Below are 18,036 nucleotides of genomic sequence, written 5' to 3'. Positions count from 1 at the left end.
AGGCAACCGTCAGGGTCAGACCGAACACCAGCGCCCAAGCCGCCAGCCATTCGAAAGCCACATCACGATGCGCGCCCGCGCACTTTCCGATCGCCCGCATGCCCAGCACGAACCACAAGGCGCCGACGACGCCCACCACGCAGCACCAGAAAAGGACACGCCAGCCGACCCCGTCGCCTTGGCCCGCATCCAGGACGGCACCACACACAACACCACCACCACCGCCCACGACAAGAACCCATTACGCACCAGCCGCATCACCAACGGAAACACCAACACCCCAACAACCACCAACACAGCCACCGACACCAGAACCCACCGGAACACGCCACCAGAATAGCGGGCGCCAGACCCGAATAAGACGCCGAACCCCGGAGCAAACGGAAGCGACAACACCACAAACAAAGGCCCCGGACGCCCCTTCCCATCCTCATACCGCCCCAACAGGATCAGAACAGCAAAAAAAGAGAACAGCACGGGAAACGGAACTTGAGTTAACAAGGAGTGTACCCGATCCTGGCTGTCGTCGGATAGGAGGAGCCAGCCGCAGGCGACACCGGCCACATAAGCCAGCCCGCACAGCACCGTCTTCCACAGGACCCCGCCCAGGGAGAACTCACGAGAGCCAGGCCGCGCATGCGGGACACTCTCAACCACACTCGACATGACCGACGACAGGACAAACGCATCAACCCGATCCTCACCGCCATCCGACACCCCGCCGACACCAGCACGCCCGCCACTCAACACAGACATCATCAGCTGGCATCATCGCCATCTTTGGAGGCTCCCAGAAGCGAGGCGATCAGCAGGGTCAGATCGCACACCAGCGCCCAGGCCGCCAGCCATTCGAAAGCCGCATCACGATGCGTGCCCGCGCACTTTCCGATCGCCCGCATGTCCAGCACGAACCACAAGGCGCCGACGACGCCCACCACGCAGCACCAGAACAAGGACGCGCCAGCCGACCCCGTCGCCTTGGCCAACATCCAGGACGGCACCACACACAACACCACCATCGCCGCCCACGACAAGAACCCATTACGCACCAGCCGCATCACCAGCGGAAACACCAACACCCCAACAACCACCAACACAGCCATCGACACCAGAACCCACCGGAACACGCCACCAGAATAGCGGGCGCCAGACCCTAATATGATGCTGAACCCCGGAGCAAACGGAAGCGACAACACCACAAACAAAGGCCCCGGACGCCCCTTCCCATTCTCATACCGCCCCAACAGGATCAGAACAGCAAACCCCGAAAACAAACCAAGCACACCAGAGTAAGCTATCCAGACGCGCACCCAATCCTTGTCCTGTCCAAACAGGAGGAGCCAGCCGCAGGCGAACCCGGCCACATAGGCCAGCCCGTACAGCACCGTCTTCCACAGGACCCCGCCCAGGGAGAACTCACGAGAGCCAGGCCGCGCATGCGGGACACTCTTAACCACACGCGACATGATCGACGACAGGACAAACGCATCAACCCGATCCTCAGCGTCATCCGACACCCCGCCGACACCAGCACGCCCGCCACTCGACTCAGACATCACCACCACCCATCTTTCACTTTGGCAAGACGGACCCCAAAGGACCGGCAAACGGCGAGAAAGGCTTCAAATAACCAAGACCCTCAGACACCGACGTCCTCCACCCGGCACTGCCTTTATCCTGATTATGGAGATGATCCTTCAAGGCATCGACCTCGTCTTGGACCACGGAACGGATTCCGCTGTTAACAGTCCCATACAGAGAGCTTTTTTGTACGGCGGCAAGCGCACCCGTCACTCCACCACCATTCAAGGCAACAAGCCACCTGACATCGTTCTCCACGTCCTCCACTTTCCATTTCCATTCCTTGACTAGGGCCCTTGGATACTTAAAAAGCGTTAAGACACCGGACTTCCAAGCGGCAGCTTTTGCAGATGACCACACTCCGCGCCCGAACCCCTTCAGCCATAGCAGGGGCATGTTCATACGCTTGGATGAAGTCGCCGCCAAGGACTTGGCTTCCTCCGCCCACTTCGAAACCGGCAGGATGCCGTTCGGTTTACCCAGCATCGTTGACAAGTGGGAAACCAAATAACCACCTTTTTGCGTCGGGTCACCCAAAAGCCTCAGCTTTGCAAGAACCGACATTTGATTTCCTTCGCTTATGAATGTTCTAAGCCCTTCCGAAAGATCCTTACCCACACCCTTTAAGCCAACACCTGCCAAAAAGAGAGAAGCCAAAGAAAGCATAAATTCCTCCCATGATTCATCTCCTTCCACATACGCCATCAAATCGTTAATGAACCCGATCGCGGCGAAAGCGAAGGCGATTATGCCGATAATGCCGCCGCCGCCCAGAAGGAGAGCGGCAATCCCGAATATCGTGCCGCCTATCTCGGCCACTTTGACAACAACGCTCCAGGCGCTGCTGTAATATACCTGCTCCCACAAAGAAGCCGAAGGCGTCTTCTCCAGATAACCCCGCAGCGAGCCTGCGGTATTCGTTGCGTCTTCATTGTATTCATCGACCGCCGAATGCAGACGTTTCATGGCATTCCAATACCGATCCCCAGCGGAATTCACCTGATTGCGGAAATCAGTTACACTCTGCTCAGCCTGCTGGACACGATCCAAGGTTTTCTTTTCTTCCGCCTTGGAAACATCCTCGCCTGCCTGCTGCCTATTACGCATCAGATGTTCAGCGGAATGCGCGTTGCGCGCCGTGGCAGAAGCTACATCAAGTTTCAGCTGAGCCTCTTTGTACTCCTTATCCGCATTCGTGGCATCATCATACGCCTTATGAGCCTTCTTCTGGTGATCCTCCATGCTCGACTTCCAGGAATTGAGAGTACGGTGCGCACCCTCCAAACCTTGGGACAGGTCTTTCATATCTTCAGGGAAACGAGACAGCTTCCTTGCATACTGGTCTGCAGCATCCCCGACAAAAACCGAACCGCCCTTGTCAGGCATAATCTTGTTCAAAACATCAACCAACGAGTCGACCGAATCTTTTTTGCGTTTCAACATCTTCGCGCAAGTCTCAACACCAGCAGGATTGCCTGGCACGGGATCAGACGGATACCCGACTACTTGCCAGTCGACATACGAATACGGATTCATCGCTGATCACCCCCATCAATCCTTAACGACAACGTACCAGTAATCAGATCAAACAACTCAAAAAGCTGTGTTTCCACATCCGTGCAAAAAGTCTGCCCCATCACCAGCACAATACGCCCGCCAAAAGGCACATACGTTTGGAAAATCGAGTATTTGACCCCCTGGGCAGCTTCCTGAGGACGCAAAACACGATGCCCCAGCACCCGCAAGGCCATACCCGCCTCAGGAATTGAAACCTGGGAAATGTCGGATTCGCTATCCCCCGACGACTCTTCATCATTCTGATGGACCGTGGCGGCAATGGCATCAAAAACGGAAACGTTCTCCTGGCTGGGAGGCGGAGGCAGAACGGACACCGTAATAGAGGCGCTCAGCAAACCATCCGTGGTGGGCACCGCCAAGGATGCTCCGTATCGAACACCCATAGCCCAGGATGACGTCAGCTCCTTAAAGAGGACATCCTCAAGCTTCTTGCGGTAAATATGCAAGGCAGGAACCTGCTCGATGATTCTCATGGACTGCTCCTTGGCATAAACCTGCCTCCCCCTACGGGAGAAATCCATAACCTTCCAATCGGCTGGTATGTCCATGCTGAACTGTATCCCGGCCCCTTCCATAACTGCTTCCCTCCGACCTATCTGTGAGCGGACCCGTCCGACCGCTTAATCTGCTGACTCAATTGAGCGTCAAGATCCCCAAATTGATCAATAACGTTTTGAAGCATCGAGGCAAAGTCTCCGGCTTTCTTGGAGTACTTGCCACTGGCATCTTTCATGCGCTTCATAAACATGGTATATTCGGAATAAACGTCCATGTGGCCCATGGAACTTTCGTTCCCCTGCGCACCTGAAAAATCGTCAAGAATCTGTTTGACTTGTTCCAGACCCTTTTTGGCTTTTTTCAATTCATCATTGGAAACAACAACCTTGTCAGCCACGGTCAGCTCTCCTCTCCACCTTGGCGCTCAGCCCTCCGAACCTAATCACATCATTGTCAGCCAGAACGGTTCGCTTCTTCTCCGGCAGTCGAACATAGGTGCCGTTTGACAGAACGAAGGTCCCGTTGGCCGATCCCAAATCCATGGCCCATACCTGACCGATGGAAGTGACTCCAAACTCGAAATGCCTTCTCGATGTCTGCTGGGACGGATCATCCACCACTAAGTATGCGTCATAATTCTCACCAGGTTGTTTCGGCATTCTGCCAACCACGCAGCGCTGGGCACAGGGCACACGGCGGCCGTCCGAGAACACCAGATCATATGATGAGCCATCTCCATCTGCAGGACCCTCATGAACCTGCCTTGGCGTTAGGGAGCCATCATGTAAATCCCATTTGCCAACAGTTTCTGGCTGCATAATGGGCGGCAGATTAGGGATCTCCGATATAATTCGGGCAGGCTGCGCGGTTTTAGCCAGCCCTGTTTTCTGTTTCCTGCGGCTCACGGTATATCATCGCCCTTCATATGGGGCTGGAAGGGGAAAGTCAGTTCACTTTCAGGCTCGGGAAACTGCACAGACACCGTTGTTGTTCCGAATCGTGCGAAACCCCTGCCTCGAGGCATGTCAGAGCTGAACTGCGAGCGCTTTAATCTGGCTCCAATCAAATCGGCGTACAGCATCTCTTCAGGCCTGATGAGCACCCCTTGCTTGATCTTCTTCATGGAAGACCCCCAGTTCCCGAAGCCCTGGGGAAAGTCGATGATGTCTCCAGCAAAGATGCATGAGGCGTCACTCTTCGATAAGGATCCGACCAGGTTCTGCATCCACGCACTGGCGGGAATCTCCTTGAGCAGCTGACAGTCATCGAACACCAGAAGATTGCCTTTGAACCCCGTTTCGGTGCTGCTTTCCAGAGCCTTCTCGTCGCCATTGCGCGCGTATGGTTCAAGATTCTCCCGTGTCAGGTCCGCAGGGGTCGTGAACAAGCGCACGACTCCGGGCACCCCCTCGAAATGCCTCAGGGCATTGTCCTTGGGGGCTGCGATGACCAGATGGTACCCAGCGGACAGCGCCATGTTGGCCAACCAGACCAGCAGTGTCGTCTTGCCGCTCTGCATGCCGCCGAAAACCGGAAGAATCGGCGTCGCCGCCGGATCATAGGCAATAAGATCGTTATCCTCGCCGCCGATGCCCAAAGGCAGCAAACCGTTGACCAGGGACTCGGATTCCTCGACCAAGGCGTATACCTGATCGAAGGATATCTCATCGGGCAGCTGTTCGACATTGAAGGGCTGACGGGACCGCGAGAGGCCGGCATCCCTGCCAGTAGCCAGCGCGACACCGGCGGCGCGGATGGCCTCGGATTCCTGTTGGCCCACCGCCCCCCGGCGAATTTGTGCAATCTGAACCTCAGCATCGTCAACGGATTGGTAACCTCGCCCGTTCGCCATCTTGTCGGGTATTTCCTTGGCGGGGATTCCGATTTCCGAATAGTCGGTCTTGTCGACCAGCCGCAGCATGATCTTGCTGTCTGCCAGCAAGGTCATCCGTCCGGACAGGAGCGAGCGGTCGCCGGTGAGGATGAAATGCACACCGACCGACGGCCCTTCTCGCATCAGGTTCTGTATGCGACTGATCAGGGAACCGCTGTCATAGGATTCAAAGGCGGAATTGTACCCGTCCCATGAATCCAGCATGACCAGCATATGCGGCAGGGCCTCTTCCTCATGATCCTGGTCAAGCCCTCGATTGAACTCGTCAATATTGCTGTATCCGCCCTTGGAGAGCGTGGCCGACCTGGCCTTGAGCACCCTTTCGATCTTGTTCAGGAGCCGTTCGATCTTCTGCGTTTCGCTGCGCAGGGCCACAACGCCCACATTGGGAAAGGCCGTGAGAGGGGCGAGGCCGCCATTGCCGCCATCGATGCAGTAGACCTGGACCTTCGTGGGTGCATACCTTTCGCAGGCGGAGAACGCTATGGTCCGAAGAGCCGTGGTCTTGCCGCTGCGCGACGTGCCGATGATGAAGAGATTACCGAAGGTCGCCATATCAAGGAAAACCGTGCTTTGCTTCTGCAGTTTGGGGTAGTCCCCGATGGCAAAGGGAACTTGAAGGCTCGCCTGGGCATCACCATCTTCGCTGTCGGGCAGATCATCCAGACCGATCTCATCGGTCAAGGCAGGCAGCCAAGGCTGCCGCTGCTGGGGAATGCCCTCATCCTTGGCCACCTCGCAGATGCTCCCGACCAACTTCATAAGGTCGGTTACGCTTACATCCCCCTTGCCCTCTTTCGACTTGGGACGCGCAGGAGCCGGCTGGCCGATCTGGGGGAAGGAGAGCGCGCGGACAAAGGGCTTCTCTGATTTTGTCTCAGCCTTGTCGTTCGGGTCGATATACCTGCCTCCTACCCTGGCGGATTGGAAGGGCACCAGGGAATTCGACCCGAGCCTTACCACGGCCCTGCCCGGCGTGGACTTGCTGATCAGCGATGCATCCTTGGCATCGATCACATCCTGGCTTTCGCTGTCGTCCGTCATGCGCAGGGCTATACGAAGGTTGGTGTTCGCCCTGATTTCCGGAGAGACTACGCCTCCGGGCCGCTGAGTCGCCAGGAGAAGGTGGATACCCAATGACCTGCCCCTTTGCGCAATGTTCACCAGGCCGGTGACAAAGTCGGGAAGCTCCCTAGCCAGTGAGGCGAACTCGTCGATAATGATCAGCAGACGGGGGATCTCCGTCAGATCAGGGCGGAGCTCCCGGAAGTCCATGTAATCGTCAAGGTCCTTGGCGCCGGCAAGGGCCAGAAGATGTTCGCGGTAGTTCAGTTCCGCGCCAAGCGAGACCAGAGCCCTGGTAACCAAATGGTTGTCCAGATCCGTGACCATTCCAACCGTATGGGGAAGCTTGACGCAGTCCTTGAAGGCCGCGCCGCCCTTGTAATCGACAAGCACGAAGTTCAGCGATTCCGGCCTATTCGCCACGGCCAGCGAAGCCACCAGAGACTGGAGCAGCTCCGACTTGCCCGAGCCGGTTGTACCGGCTATCAACCCATGGGGCCCGTCCTTGGCGATGTCAAGGCCGAAGGGGCCGTCAACCGATTCACCGATCGTGCAGAAGGTCGAGCGGGGTTGCACGGCCCAGCGGGCTTCGATCTCTTCAGGAGTCGGCGTCAGCTTCAGCAGGTCCAGGAGTCTGCTCTGCGAGGGAATGGCGGACTGGCTCTCATCAGGGCTGCCGTCCTCCAAAGGCGCCAGGGACAGCGAAAGGGCATCAAGCCATTGCTGTGTGACCAGGTCGGGCATGATGTCATTGACATCATCAGAGACATTGCTGCGGACCTTCAGCTCGCCAGCCTCCCCTGTCACCACAGTCTGGCATTCCTCAGGCAGGAGCCTCTCATCGATCTCCACACATAGCATGTACATACCGACAAGAGGCCCTTCCTTGAGGAGTCTGATAGTGCCGGGCATGGATCTGAGCACATGCGCATGCTCCATCACCACAACTACCGATGGCCCCGCCCACTTCTGCATGGACTGGGAATGCATCAGCTCCTTGCGATCGTCCAGCATGGCGATGAGTTCCGAAATTCTCATCGCTATGTCTTCAATGCCGGTAGCCAACGTGCGTACTGCATTCTGCCCTTGCCGCGGAACCAGCTGCGGGAGCCATTGGGCGAAGGACCAATCAATCTGCGCCGGTATGGGAGCAGGCCGACCCTCTTCTGGTTGCTTCCTGGACCTGGGCGAAAGCAGGTATATCGACAAGTCCCGCGCTGAGTGCAGAGCTGCCATCTGAGCGACGATCCACTGCACTGTCGGGAAGATGACTGCTTGCTCACCTGTGCACCCCAGGCATCCGGCATCCGGCAAATCCACAACGACAGGGAAATGATGGAGCTGCCATGTCTTCACACGCTCGAATTCAAGGTTATCGGGCATTTCCAGGGATACATGCGACTTGACATCTCCCGTGCCTATGCGCAATCCAAGCCAGGAGTCGTCCGTGGCCCTTCTGTTCCATAGCTGCGCAGTATGGCTGGCGCATAGATCAAGCAGGGCTGTGGGATCAGGGTATTCGGCCCGCACATCACTGATTTCCTCTTCAAGCGCATGCCTGGCCTGTTCCTTGATGCGGTCCCGGCTCTGCTCGTAACGTTTGACCTGCGCCCTGTATCTCTTCCTCATGCCGTTATTGCCGGAGAAATACGAAGCTACCATCATCACCGGTGACATGATGCCAAAAGCCAGATATGAATAATTCTTCAGAATGACCGCCATCCCCACGGACATGGCCAATGGCAGCAGGGTCGACATGATCGGTATTGGGGCCTTGTCAGGACGGGTCGGAGATCCGGGAAGCGTATATCGTCTGGTCCGTACTTCATTCCTGATCTTCGGCGGCCGGGTATACAGCCAGTGCCCCGGGCTGTCTTCTTTGTCGACTGGCACGGAATCCGGGTGCCCCTTGGTCACGCTGATGATGCATTCGGGAAGCACGAGCTCCTGTCCATAGTCCAGCTCGGTCGGCTCTATCAGCTCATGCCCGTCCAGCCAGACATCGGAATGCAATTGCCGCTTGGGCCTGTGCAGGAAGCCGACTTTCACCACGGTCCCCTCGCGTATGTTAGGCACCACCGTCAGACGGCCATCCGGATGAACATCAAGAAGAAAATCAGCGCTGATCGACACTTTTTCAGGATCCATCAGGGAACTTATCCTCAAGATACCTGGAAGCACGTCATATATGGCACCTGCATTGAATCCGCTGAGAAAGCGCAGCTGAACTGCTGCTGGGTCATCAGCCGAGCGAACCCGCGGGTCGATAATCGTCGCCCCCTCGCACAGCAGGGAAATCCATGACCCTTCATGCAGACCTACCTGGTCAATGGTCAGACGCGGGTCCACCCAGCGCCCGTCGATACCGACATCGATCTTCCTGCCCGTGGCTCCCTGCGCGAATCTGGCCAGAGAGGGAAGCAGGTCAGCCAATGACGAGTCTCCCGGCACATCCAAGTAGGCCGTAAACCGAGCCTCCGACTGGGCATCATGAATATTGACAAGGCCTTTCACGCCTCACCGCTCCTGCCTGCCAAATGGATTGCGCCTATAGGCCATTTCCGCATGGTGTCTGACGATCAGAGCCGCAAGGATGCAGGCCGCCAGCGCCATGAGAATCCCGAGGCAGATGACCAGCACAAAAAGCAATCCCTTCTCCCGGATGTATTGCCACCAGTCTGAAGCGACGACCACACCCTGATAGGTAATCGAGGATATGTTGCCCGCCGCATCTTCGGTCCTGACCGTCACCGTGTGATTATGAGCATCCGCCGGCAGATCAATGGACTGCGCGCCTCTGAGGAGCTCATCGCCAGACCACCGTCCCTGTGTCCTGTCATCCACATCAATCCGGACGGAGCGAACTTTCATATTATCCTTGGCATCTATGCCCACTCTATGCTGTTGCCCATAGTACACTCCGTTGGAGGCAATGCCCAGAGCTGATGCCGTTGGAGCTTGCGAATCCACGGCGAAGTTCACCGAGGCGTCCCCCTTGCGCTTCGCATCCTTGTGCTGCATGGTATTCTCTGACAGATTCCCTGCCCGATCAGTGGAGGTGAGCATCAGGCGGTAGTAGCCGTCGCCCTTGAATACCCTGGCAGGAATTTCATAGGTTCGTTTGCTCCATCCGTTGTCGCTATCGTCGACAATCCGATAATCGGATTCGGGAACAGCATGGATGCTTCCGTCTTTGGCCAACCTGATGGCTGACTTACCCCAATCAATGCCGCTGACATTCAGCTCGGTGACTGCGATAGGCACTGCCTTCTTCAAATACGCACCCCTGATCGAGGACGTTCCCGCTGAAAACAGGTAGGTCGAGCCGAACCTGTTAACCGAGAAGGTCTTGCTCACTGATGTGGAATTACCGGCCATGTCTTCGCTTGTCGCAGTCAGCGTGTACACATCGTCGATTGCTGCCTTGCGCTTGAAATCAGGGATATCGATTGTTCTGGCGTTATCTTCCTCATACTCTTTCGGGTTCAGGTCCGTGGGTTTGACCTTGCCCCGCCTGTCCCCGACCAGCGCATAGGTCGTTCGGCTCTGATCCATATTCGTGTCAGCGACCTGTATCGTGGGCGCTACCGTGCCCGCATATGCTGTCTTGTCCTCCACCTTTTCGATATGAAGATCAGGCTTGGTCATATCGATGACGAATTCCGGCTCCTTCGCCGCTTCCGCAGTGTTACCGGCCAAATCCGTGGCATTGGCCTCAAGAGTGTAATGGTATTCACCCTTGAACGATACATGCTGGACCAAGGTGTACTTTGTGGGATCTCCTGCATACGACCAGCCATCGCCCGCAGATGCCGGAACCTCGTGGCCGGCGTCATCCTTGGCCGATGTCGTTACCGTCGATTCCCCGCTGCTGAAATTACGCTCCACCAGTTCGATGGTGGCCACCCTGGGGGCCTTATAGTACATGCCGTTTCTACAGTCATTGTTGTCGAATTTCAGCGAGAGCACCGGCCTGGTTGTATCGATGACGAATTCGTCATGGAATGCAATCCCCTGGTGTTCGCCTGGGTCGGTCAACGAGGCATCGACGGTCCAATCTCCATCGTTCTCACAGGCCAGCTTTGCCAGATAAGTGTGCTTATCGCCGCTTGGGTTGGAAAAATCCTTGGCGGCAAGTCGGGTCTTGCGACCATCAACACTTGATTCGACGATGATGCGTCTGCCGTCATTCGCCCTTATGAAATCAAAGTTCGACTCATCAACAACAACGGTGGCCATCCTCTTGGCCTTGTAATACTTGCCGTTTCTGACATCATTGTTGTCATAGGCCACAGTGATCTTCGGACCGACAAGATCGAGGGCAGCGCCCGCATATCCCCGGGCGTCGTTGACTATGTCGCTTCGATTGCCGCCATATGAACTCAGCGCATGAGTCGATGAGGGGTTGCCGGCTAAATCCTTGACGGCTATCGATGTGGCATCAAACCTGAGACGCTGGCTGTCGGCGTTCATGTCGAAAGCAATGACCTCATCGGATTCGAATCGCAAGGTGGATTCAGGGGTCTGTGCATCCTGACGGGCCAGCCAGGGGTCATACCCAAGCATAGGAGTCGCCTCATCCCCCTGGTAATCCGTAAAGGACACGGTCTTCGCATCTACACCGGAAACCTGGTCTTTGACACCGTCCAAGGACACATGCAGGGGCGATGTAGGGAATATCCATTGCCAATGATGGGGGGTGGTCGCTGATAAGTGAAGGCTGCCCAGCTGGGGGCCTGTATAGTCAATGACGAATTTACGCTGGGATGCGGCGAACCGGCTGCTGTCGCACTGCAGGCCAGCATAGGATACCGCCAACTCATAAACCCCCTCATGGGGACTGTTCTGGTTGGTGGCAGAACGGGGAACCCGATATCCTCGGAACACCCAGGTGTCCGGACTCGCGGAGTCAGGAACCCAGGCATCAGGTTCGAACGACACTGCAGGGAATGCTGTCGGAGCGGCCGGACTGACGGAGCCATGGAAGAAATTCTGATTGCTCTGGTCACCGAGAGCCTGGTACAGAGGGAACCACCTGTCTTTCACTTTGAAGTCGACAAGCGCTTCGCCTCTGAAGTAGTAAGCAGGATCCGTAGAAGCGGGATTAGACTTGGCCTGTCTAAGTATTATCTGGGCCGTCCGCTTGTTCTGAGGGTTGTCGATCACCAAGGCATCGTAGGCTTCATTGAAGCCTGCGGCATCAGGATATTTGCTGACCAACTCGTCGAGGCTGACTTTCAGCACATTCCGCGCCCGGTCACCATCACCGCTGTCAACAGGATGCTCTGCCCAATCAGTAGCAGTCAGCACAATTTTCGACAGATCGTATAAACCTTCGTCTTTCAGATCGATCGTGAACCAGCCGGATTCATCCACCGGTATAGTCATGGTCCTTGCAGCAGAATCGCCTATGGCATTGCCCTGCAAATCGGTTGGAGCAGGCATGGAAACCTGGACCGTGCCATGGCAAGTGCCCGCAGCGCAATTCCCAGCAATACCTGATGCTCCCTCCTGCGAGGCTCCTGAGACTTTATCAGCACCCCTCTGCTCCTTTGGCAGGAGATCCTGAACCCTGAACCGGACGTGATTTTCCCCGGGACTGGTCACAATGGTCTTATGGGAGCCCTTGATAGGGAATCTGTGGATTATCTTCAATCCGTCACCACGCGGACCCTCAAATCCATCTGCCACTGGAGCACTGGTATCGATACCGAACTGAGTCCTTGAAGAAGCGAACCAACCAGGCAGAATATCCGCATTGAGCATAAAGGTGTATTTACCATTGGCCGGATAGGACCCGCTGGCTCCATTGACCTGCTCGACACTGTCTGCACAGGCCAGACTCCACGTCCAGTCTTCGCTGCGATCCTCGGTTATGTTGGATTCCTCCACCTTGCAGGCCGTCTTGGCCTCGTTGGACCCATTTGGCAGATCATCGCGCCAATACTTCAATACGCCGACGTTTCTGCGGGGATCATTGGCCAGCGTACGGAGGTAGTAGGCCAAATACTGGTCTTTGGTCTGCACGGCCAAGCGGACATCTGAATTGAAATAATACCTGTCCAGCCCACTACCGGAAGGGGCAGGAGGCACAGCGCCTGGCTTCCGGGAAGCACCGGGGGAACGACTCGAAACCGCGATCCTGGGCTCCCCGAGCGTTTCATAGCTGACATCGATCAGCAGCCTGCCAATCATTGCATCCGTATTAGGAGCCTTGGAGCGATCCGTCTGCCCGCTCTTGAGGAGGAAGAAGTCATCTTCATTGCCGGCTTTATCAACGACTTTGGCCCTTATGGCGCTGAAATCGTAATATCCGGAGGATCGGAAATCCACGTCATAGTATTCGCCCTGTTCATCAGAACCTGTGGAGACAGAGTAATCACAGCCGTCATCGTCCCGAACGCCGGTATCAGCAGAGCACTGTTTCAACGGAACCGGAGTTCGGGGATTGCCTCGACTATCGACGCCGTCATAACGGCTTCCGTCCAACATGAGCCTTCCCAAGCCGGAGGCATCGGGATCGCTGCGACCATCATTCCTGATTCGCGGCGGGTAGTGTTGGCTGCCACTCGAATCAACGGTTGGCCTGGATGGAAGAACATCCTTGGCCCTCAGCCTGATGACGCGATCCCTGAAGGCCATGACGCCGTCGGAAACGGGGAAATCATCATCTCCAGGGTGTGTTTCAAGACCGTGGAACAAATAGCCGGCAGAGGTCAGCATAGGCTTTTCAGTGTCATAAATGAATGAAAGCTGGTTGGCATCCTGTCCGGAATCCGCTGGATGCAGGTAGCGGGCGAGCTCATCTTGGAGGCGGGCCTCATAACGGGCATTGGCATTGTACGGCAGCCTGTTCATATCGGCTTTGCATGATTGGTTGAGCACCTTCCAGACCCCTGAGTGATCCCCATGGCCCTGGCCGATTCGAGCGCTTCTTTGCGAGTATGAGGCGGGGCGCCCGCAAGAGAAGCTGACAGGAGGCTGATGATTGGGGTCATCGGCCTGGTTATGCGGAGGAATCCGACTTATGGTCATGGGGGCAAAATCGGCCTTGGGATTGGCTCGCTTGTGGTTGTTGAAGGCAATGTTGACTATACGGTCCAGCCAGGGGTCGCGTGACGAAAGAGACACTGTATCAACGCTGCTGAAATAACCGGAAAGCGGATCAGCCTTCGGAGCTCCGGATACCCATAGTCTGAGGCTTCTGTCAGATGTTGAATCCACAACTATGGAATTGGGGTGCTGAGCAAAATCGATATCCTTGCCTTCGCTATCGACCGCAGCCATACCTATGGAACTGAGCGTTTCCGAAAAGTCTCCGCTGAGGCTTTCGGCCCTCCCGCCTTCATTGCCCGAGGTTAAGGTATAGCTGAATTTCAGCCGACAACTGTCCAACGAATATTCCTGACCACCTTGGGAGCTGTCCCCGCCATCGGTATATCTAAGCGTATAGGTCCGGGAAGGCCCTTGTCCGGGATCGTCGCTTTGCAGGACTGGACATGGTCCGCTGCCGGAGATGCCGATGCCTTCGATTGCCAGCGAGCCATCGCTTGAAGATTGCCAATCGACGCCATCCGCCGACCGCGGAGTGATGGTCATCGTAACAGAACGCGGCCCTGCGGCAATCCATGTTTTTCCGTCTGTAAGGTCATCTTCGGACTTCATCTGCCGATAAGTCATCGATACGGATATGCGATCCTTGGCGCTCTTCATCTCCGTCGCAGAGGCACGGGTGGGAAGCAACAGCTGCCATACGAGCAAGGCGAGACAAAACAGAACCGAAAAACTCATCATGCAGCAAAGGACCTTTATCGCCTTAGTGCTTTTTACGGGCTCCGCCATCGTGTCAAGACCTTTCTGCAAGCGTGGTTTGGGCCTCATCATCGCGAGCGCTGGTTTCGGCATGCCCATGGCCAATCAGAGAAGTCTGCTGCTCGTCATCATCAACCCCTGATGATTGCGCGCTCATTTGCCCGGATTCCGATGATGCATCGGTCGAATGCACCACGAATTCCACCGGATGCTGCTGGGAGGAGGCGAAATCCTGACTGTTCCCGATTCCCGGGTTGAAACCCAGATCGCCAGTCTGCTGTTGTGAGCCGACCATTGCCCATGTACCCGCCCTGGCTGTGCGCATCCGTTCAATTTCGGCAGCCTCGCTGCGGCCAGTGAGGGCATCCCGCACCTGGCGTATATGCAGGACCCTATAAAGCACAATCGCGGCAACCGCCAGAACCAGGGCAACCGCCAGAAATACCAAAGCCAGCATTCTCCAGGACCAGGCGTTCATTGCTTATCCCCCTTGATATCCACAAAGGCGTTGTCTATAGCGGCGCGAACCTGTTTTGAGGATTCATTGGCCTCGTTTTTTCTCTCATCAAGCAAGGCAGTTGTAGGGGTTACCGAGGCAGCCAAGGATACAGACCGATCCGCCAAGACGTTCATCTGATCCTTGCCAACGCCATCCGCCCTGAACTTCCTTGGAAAGATCTGCAAGGCGTCCAGCGTCAGATTGGCGGCTTCCAACCGAATAACATCATTGCTTTCCTGGCGGGAAGCATCCAGCAATCGTTGCAAGCGCCTTGCATACGGCTTGTATCTGCCGGCATCCGATCCCTCATTGATGAGTGGGACGATTTGCGTGTTGAAATCCGCTATGCCTGCGTAGATATCCGCGAGTTCTGCCTTCTTGTAGTCCTTGTTCTTGGCCGCCTCGTGCATCCAGGGAGAGGCCGCCCTTATGCGTTCCATCCTCATTGATTCCTGATCCGTCATAGAGGAGCCTGAGGCTGTTCTGACGTCTTCAGGCACCTTGAAGTAGTACCAATACAGCTTTCCTGTTTCAAAACACAGCCTCGACCAGTCCTCGGAATGCTTACGCAGGGAATTGCTGTGCTCGGTGATCACAGCATTGAATGTATGCTCCTCTTGTGGATCGAATGCACCGTCTGCCTTATACAAACTGATCAACCCGATATACGGGTCGACAGAGTCCGGTTTGATGGAGGCGGCATGGACAAAGTCGTTTTCGGCTCTAGCGCTGACCGTTGTCTGAGCGGCTTGGTCCATCCAATAGCTGAAGTCGCCATTGCGCGTTCTATACGCCATGCCCAGCGAACATGCCGAAAGCGCAAAACAGACCGCTGAAGCGATTATGACAGCAAGGAACGCACGCCATTTTTTGGTGAGCGCTTGACGATGAACCTCATCAATCTCCCGGTAATGTCTCAATGCATAAGCCATCTGAGCACAGTTCTGGAATCTTGCTTCAGGGTTGGTCTGCGTCGCGACGGATATGATCTCTTCAAGGCCAGCAGACAAGGAGGGAACGATGTCCCGGATTGGTTTGAATGCTCCGGAACGCGGGCGCACGCCTGTCAGCAGGTTGTATAGTGTCGCGCCCAAAGCAAAAATGTCGGTACGCTGATCCACGCGACCTGTTTCGCTGAATTGCTCGGGAGCACCGTAACCTTGCGTGCCCAGCTGCCTGTCGTCCCCGATCAGTGAGGACCGGTCATCATCCGCTCCCATTTCAATGGCAATGCCAAAATCTATCAGTTTGATGGCTCCGCTTGGGGTCACCATCACGTTCGATGGCTTCATGTCCCGGTAAATGATCGGGGGCTTCCGACTGTGCAGGTAGTGAAGCGCGTCACATAGCTGGATACCCCAATCGACTACACGGTCTTCAGGCTGCGGCCCCTCGTTTTTCAGGATATCCGCGAGCGTCCGGCCCTCCACATAGTCCATGACGACATACAGCGTGCCATGGTCATCGATCAGATCAACAATCCGAGGGATAGACGGATGGTCCAAGCGCTTGATCATATTGGCTTCAACGGTGATGCTCTTGATGATCATGTCCCGCTTGACGGGATCGGTTACCTGTCTGATCTCCTTAACGGCCCATTGCTTGTTCAATGATGTATCCAGTGCAAGATAGACAGTGGACATTCCACCCTTGCCTATCTGCGTCAAGATACGATACCGCCCGCCGATTACCGTATTCTCAGCAACCACATCTCTCTCCAGTTTGAGCCATTGATCGACTTCGTTAAAGAAACCGCATGTTCAGGGATCAGCCACAGTCCCGATTCCGACATCAATGCGGAATCAAGCCCCACTCCAATCCTCAACAAGGTTTCTGATTCCTGCGGAGAAGGCTCGCATGCGAACATCGCAGTCCGGCAATCCAGGCTCGTTTATTCCGCTGGCAAGTACACATCCGACAGGCCGATTCTCATAGCACTACAACGAGCCACTGGAGAGAGACAGTTGCGGTTCCTTCTGATCATCGCTGACCAGAAGGAGCCGCAATGAGCCTAAACAGCTCCATTGCCTGCGATGGCGTGCCTTAAAGACAAGATGGTCAAAGTGCACCTATACACGTCTTGAGCAACCATGCCGCAGACGTCTAAGGCACATATTTCCCTCGCAGACAGAAAACCTACTGCAAAGAACTGGCCAGCTGGCTATCCAGATCAGACAGTGACTGCTTGGTCTTGTTCAGGAAGTTCTCCATACCGTCCAGACCATCGACGGTCTGCGTGGCTCCTTTGGTGAATTCCTCATAAGACTGCTGGAAAGCGCCGGAGGCACGGTCCGTCACGAACCCGCTTGCGACAAGGGCATCAATCTTGCTCTTCAAGGCATTCAATTCGGAGACGAGGGTATCGTGCCCATTCTTCAGATCGCTGACAGCGCCGTCCAAATCACCATAAGTAACCGATACATTTGCCATAACATTTCCTCTCATAGGACGAATTAGCTGATATGAACCCGCAAAAACAATCAGCTGCCTCAACCAACAACAAGAAAAGCTTATCACAGACTGGGAATTTCGTCTATTCAAGCGAGCTGCCGAATCCACAAAATTGCAAATATATTAGTTTTATGGCACGACTGCCTTCGGGAGCCCGCGCCTGTATCGGTACCACATCTGCCGGGTTATCGGCATGTCCGCATTTTGCGCAGAGGAGCCACATCATCCGTCTACCTGCACGGGCAGGAGGCCCCTTCACGCCGGGTGGCCGTCAGGGCAAGCGCCTACGGCCATGATGCCCATGAGCTCTTCTTGAGTGAGGCCAACTTCCTGGCCGGGCTCTCGATCTTCTGGACTGCGCCCGAGATCCTGGCCTGCCGTTCCGGAGGATAAGAGGCAAGCGATATACTCCCTGGGCCGCTCCCTCTTCGGCAAGTTGACCGGGCGGCCCACCTCCGAACATGGATACCGGGTAGCGAACGAGGACCAGCTGGCCCAAAGCCATCATGCATCGCGAACTTCAACGCCTGCGCCAGGGCGAGGCTTCGTTGGAATTCAAACAAATCCTTGACAAGGCTATGGCAAGAGACAGGGGTGGCCGCTACTATACCGCTCTCGACTTCGGCCGGGCCATGCCGAGACTGCGAGGAGACACGTA

General features: G+C 55.8%; 12 protein-coding genes. 2 read left to right on the top strand and 10 right to left on the bottom strand.

Annotation, left to right across the window (positions count from 1 at the left end; genetic code table 11):
* Positions 1 to 340 (top strand): hypothetical protein (locus DKK75_RS08185; RefSeq protein WP_219997301.1); only part of this gene is annotated, 340 nt, incomplete at its 5' end.
* 418 nt (positions 341 to 758) lie between these two features.
* On the opposite strand, the gene DKK75_RS01875 is transcribed toward DKK75_RS08185, so the two are convergent.
* From DKK75_RS01875 to DKK75_RS01830, 10 genes are all read right to left on the bottom strand, one after another.
* On the bottom strand, positions 759 to 1,556 hold the full coding sequence (locus DKK75_RS01875) for a hypothetical protein (RefSeq protein WP_110451754.1): 798 nt from the start codon (positions 1,554 to 1,556) through the stop codon (positions 759 to 761).
* 16 nt (positions 1,557 to 1,572) lie between these two features.
* The gene (locus DKK75_RS01870) at positions 1,573 to 3,117 is read right to left on the bottom strand and encodes a putative T7SS-secreted protein (protein WP_110451753.1); all 1,545 of its coding nucleotides are present in this window, start codon (positions 3,115 to 3,117) and stop codon (positions 1,573 to 1,575) included.
* Positions 3,114 to 3,632, bottom strand: a complete 519-nt coding sequence (locus tag DKK75_RS01865) for a hypothetical protein (protein ID WP_146208604.1) — start codon at positions 3,630 to 3,632, stop codon at positions 3,114 to 3,116. Before DKK75_RS01865 ends, DKK75_RS01870 begins: the two co-directional genes overlap by 4 nt.
* 119 nt (positions 3,633 to 3,751) lie before the next feature.
* Positions 3,752 to 4,054: a hypothetical protein gene (locus DKK75_RS01860; protein WP_110451751.1), complete on the bottom strand. Its 303-nt coding sequence runs from the start codon at positions 4,052 to 4,054 to the stop codon at positions 3,752 to 3,754.
* Positions 4,047 to 4,316 (bottom strand): FHA domain-containing protein, encoded by a 270-nt coding sequence (locus tag DKK75_RS08125; protein ID WP_181414401.1) that lies wholly within the window; start codon positions 4,314 to 4,316, stop codon positions 4,047 to 4,049. The genes DKK75_RS01860 and DKK75_RS08125 overlap by 8 nt, the downstream gene beginning before the upstream one ends.
* Before the next feature lie 242 nt (positions 4,317 to 4,558).
* Positions 4,559 to 9,130, bottom strand: a complete 4,572-nt coding sequence (locus DKK75_RS01850; RefSeq protein WP_110451749.1) for an FtsK/SpoIIIE domain-containing protein — start codon at positions 9,128 to 9,130, stop codon at positions 4,559 to 4,561.
* Between the two features lie 3 nt (positions 9,131 to 9,133).
* Entirely contained in the window at positions 9,134 to 13,747 is a 4,614-nt protein-coding gene (locus tag DKK75_RS01845) for an Ig-like domain-containing protein (protein WP_146208602.1), read from the bottom strand.
* Positions 13,748 to 14,462: 715 nt separating this feature from the next.
* Complete coding sequence (locus DKK75_RS01840) at positions 14,463 to 14,906, bottom strand: hypothetical protein (protein WP_110451747.1); 444 nt, start codon at positions 14,904 to 14,906, stop codon at positions 14,463 to 14,465.
* Positions 14,903 to 16,636: a serine/threonine protein kinase gene (locus DKK75_RS01835; protein ID WP_110451746.1), complete on the bottom strand. Its 1,734-nt coding sequence runs from the start codon at positions 16,634 to 16,636 to the stop codon at positions 14,903 to 14,905. The genes DKK75_RS01840 and DKK75_RS01835 overlap by 4 nt, the downstream gene beginning before the upstream one ends.
* A 427-nt stretch (positions 16,637 to 17,063) precedes the next feature.
* Positions 17,064 to 17,357: a WXG100 family type VII secretion target gene (locus DKK75_RS01830; RefSeq protein ID WP_110451745.1), complete on the bottom strand. Its 294-nt coding sequence runs from the start codon at positions 17,355 to 17,357 to the stop codon at positions 17,064 to 17,066.
* 225 nt (positions 17,358 to 17,582) lie between these two features.
* Between DKK75_RS01830 and DKK75_RS08025 the strand changes: the two genes are divergently transcribed.
* Positions 17,583 to 17,771 carry a hypothetical protein gene (locus DKK75_RS08025; protein ID WP_146208601.1) on the top strand — a complete coding sequence of 63 codons (189 nt, stop codon included), beginning with the start codon at positions 17,583 to 17,585 and terminating at the stop codon, positions 17,769 to 17,771.
* Positions 17,772 to 18,036: the final 265 nt, after the last annotated feature.

It is taken from the genome of Bifidobacterium asteroides, from assembly GCF_003202695.1.
GTDB classification, from domain to species: Bacteria; Actinomycetota; Actinomycetes; order Actinomycetales; family Bifidobacteriaceae; genus Bombiscardovia; species Bombiscardovia asteroides_G.
The sequence above is the reverse complement of the archived record's forward strand: the minus strand, read 5'-3'. Positions and strand labels throughout refer to the sequence as shown.

Bases quoted from the DNA above. Each gene is read 5' to 3' on its own strand.
- DKK75_RS01875 (WP_110451754.1), bottom strand. From the start codon at position 1,556: ATGTCTGAGTCGAGTGGCGGGCGTGCTGGTGTCGGCGGGGTGTCGGAT.
- DKK75_RS01870 (WP_110451753.1), bottom strand. From the start codon at position 3,117: ATGAATCCGTATTCGTATGTCGACTGGCAAGTAGTCGGGTATCCGTCT.
- DKK75_RS01865 (WP_146208604.1), bottom strand. From the start codon at position 3,632: ATGAGAATCATCGAGCAGGTTCCTGCCTTGCATATTTACCGCAAGAAG.
- DKK75_RS08125 (WP_181414401.1), bottom strand. From the start codon at position 4,316: ATGCCGAAACAACCTGGTGAGAATTATGACGCATACTTAGTGGTGGAT.
- DKK75_RS01840 (WP_110451747.1), bottom strand. From the start codon at position 14,906: ATGAACGCCTGGTCCTGGAGAATGCTGGCTTTGGTATTTCTGGCGGTT.
- DKK75_RS01830 (WP_110451745.1), bottom strand. From the start codon at position 17,357: ATGGCAAATGTATCGGTTACTTATGGTGATTTGGACGGCGCTGTCAGC.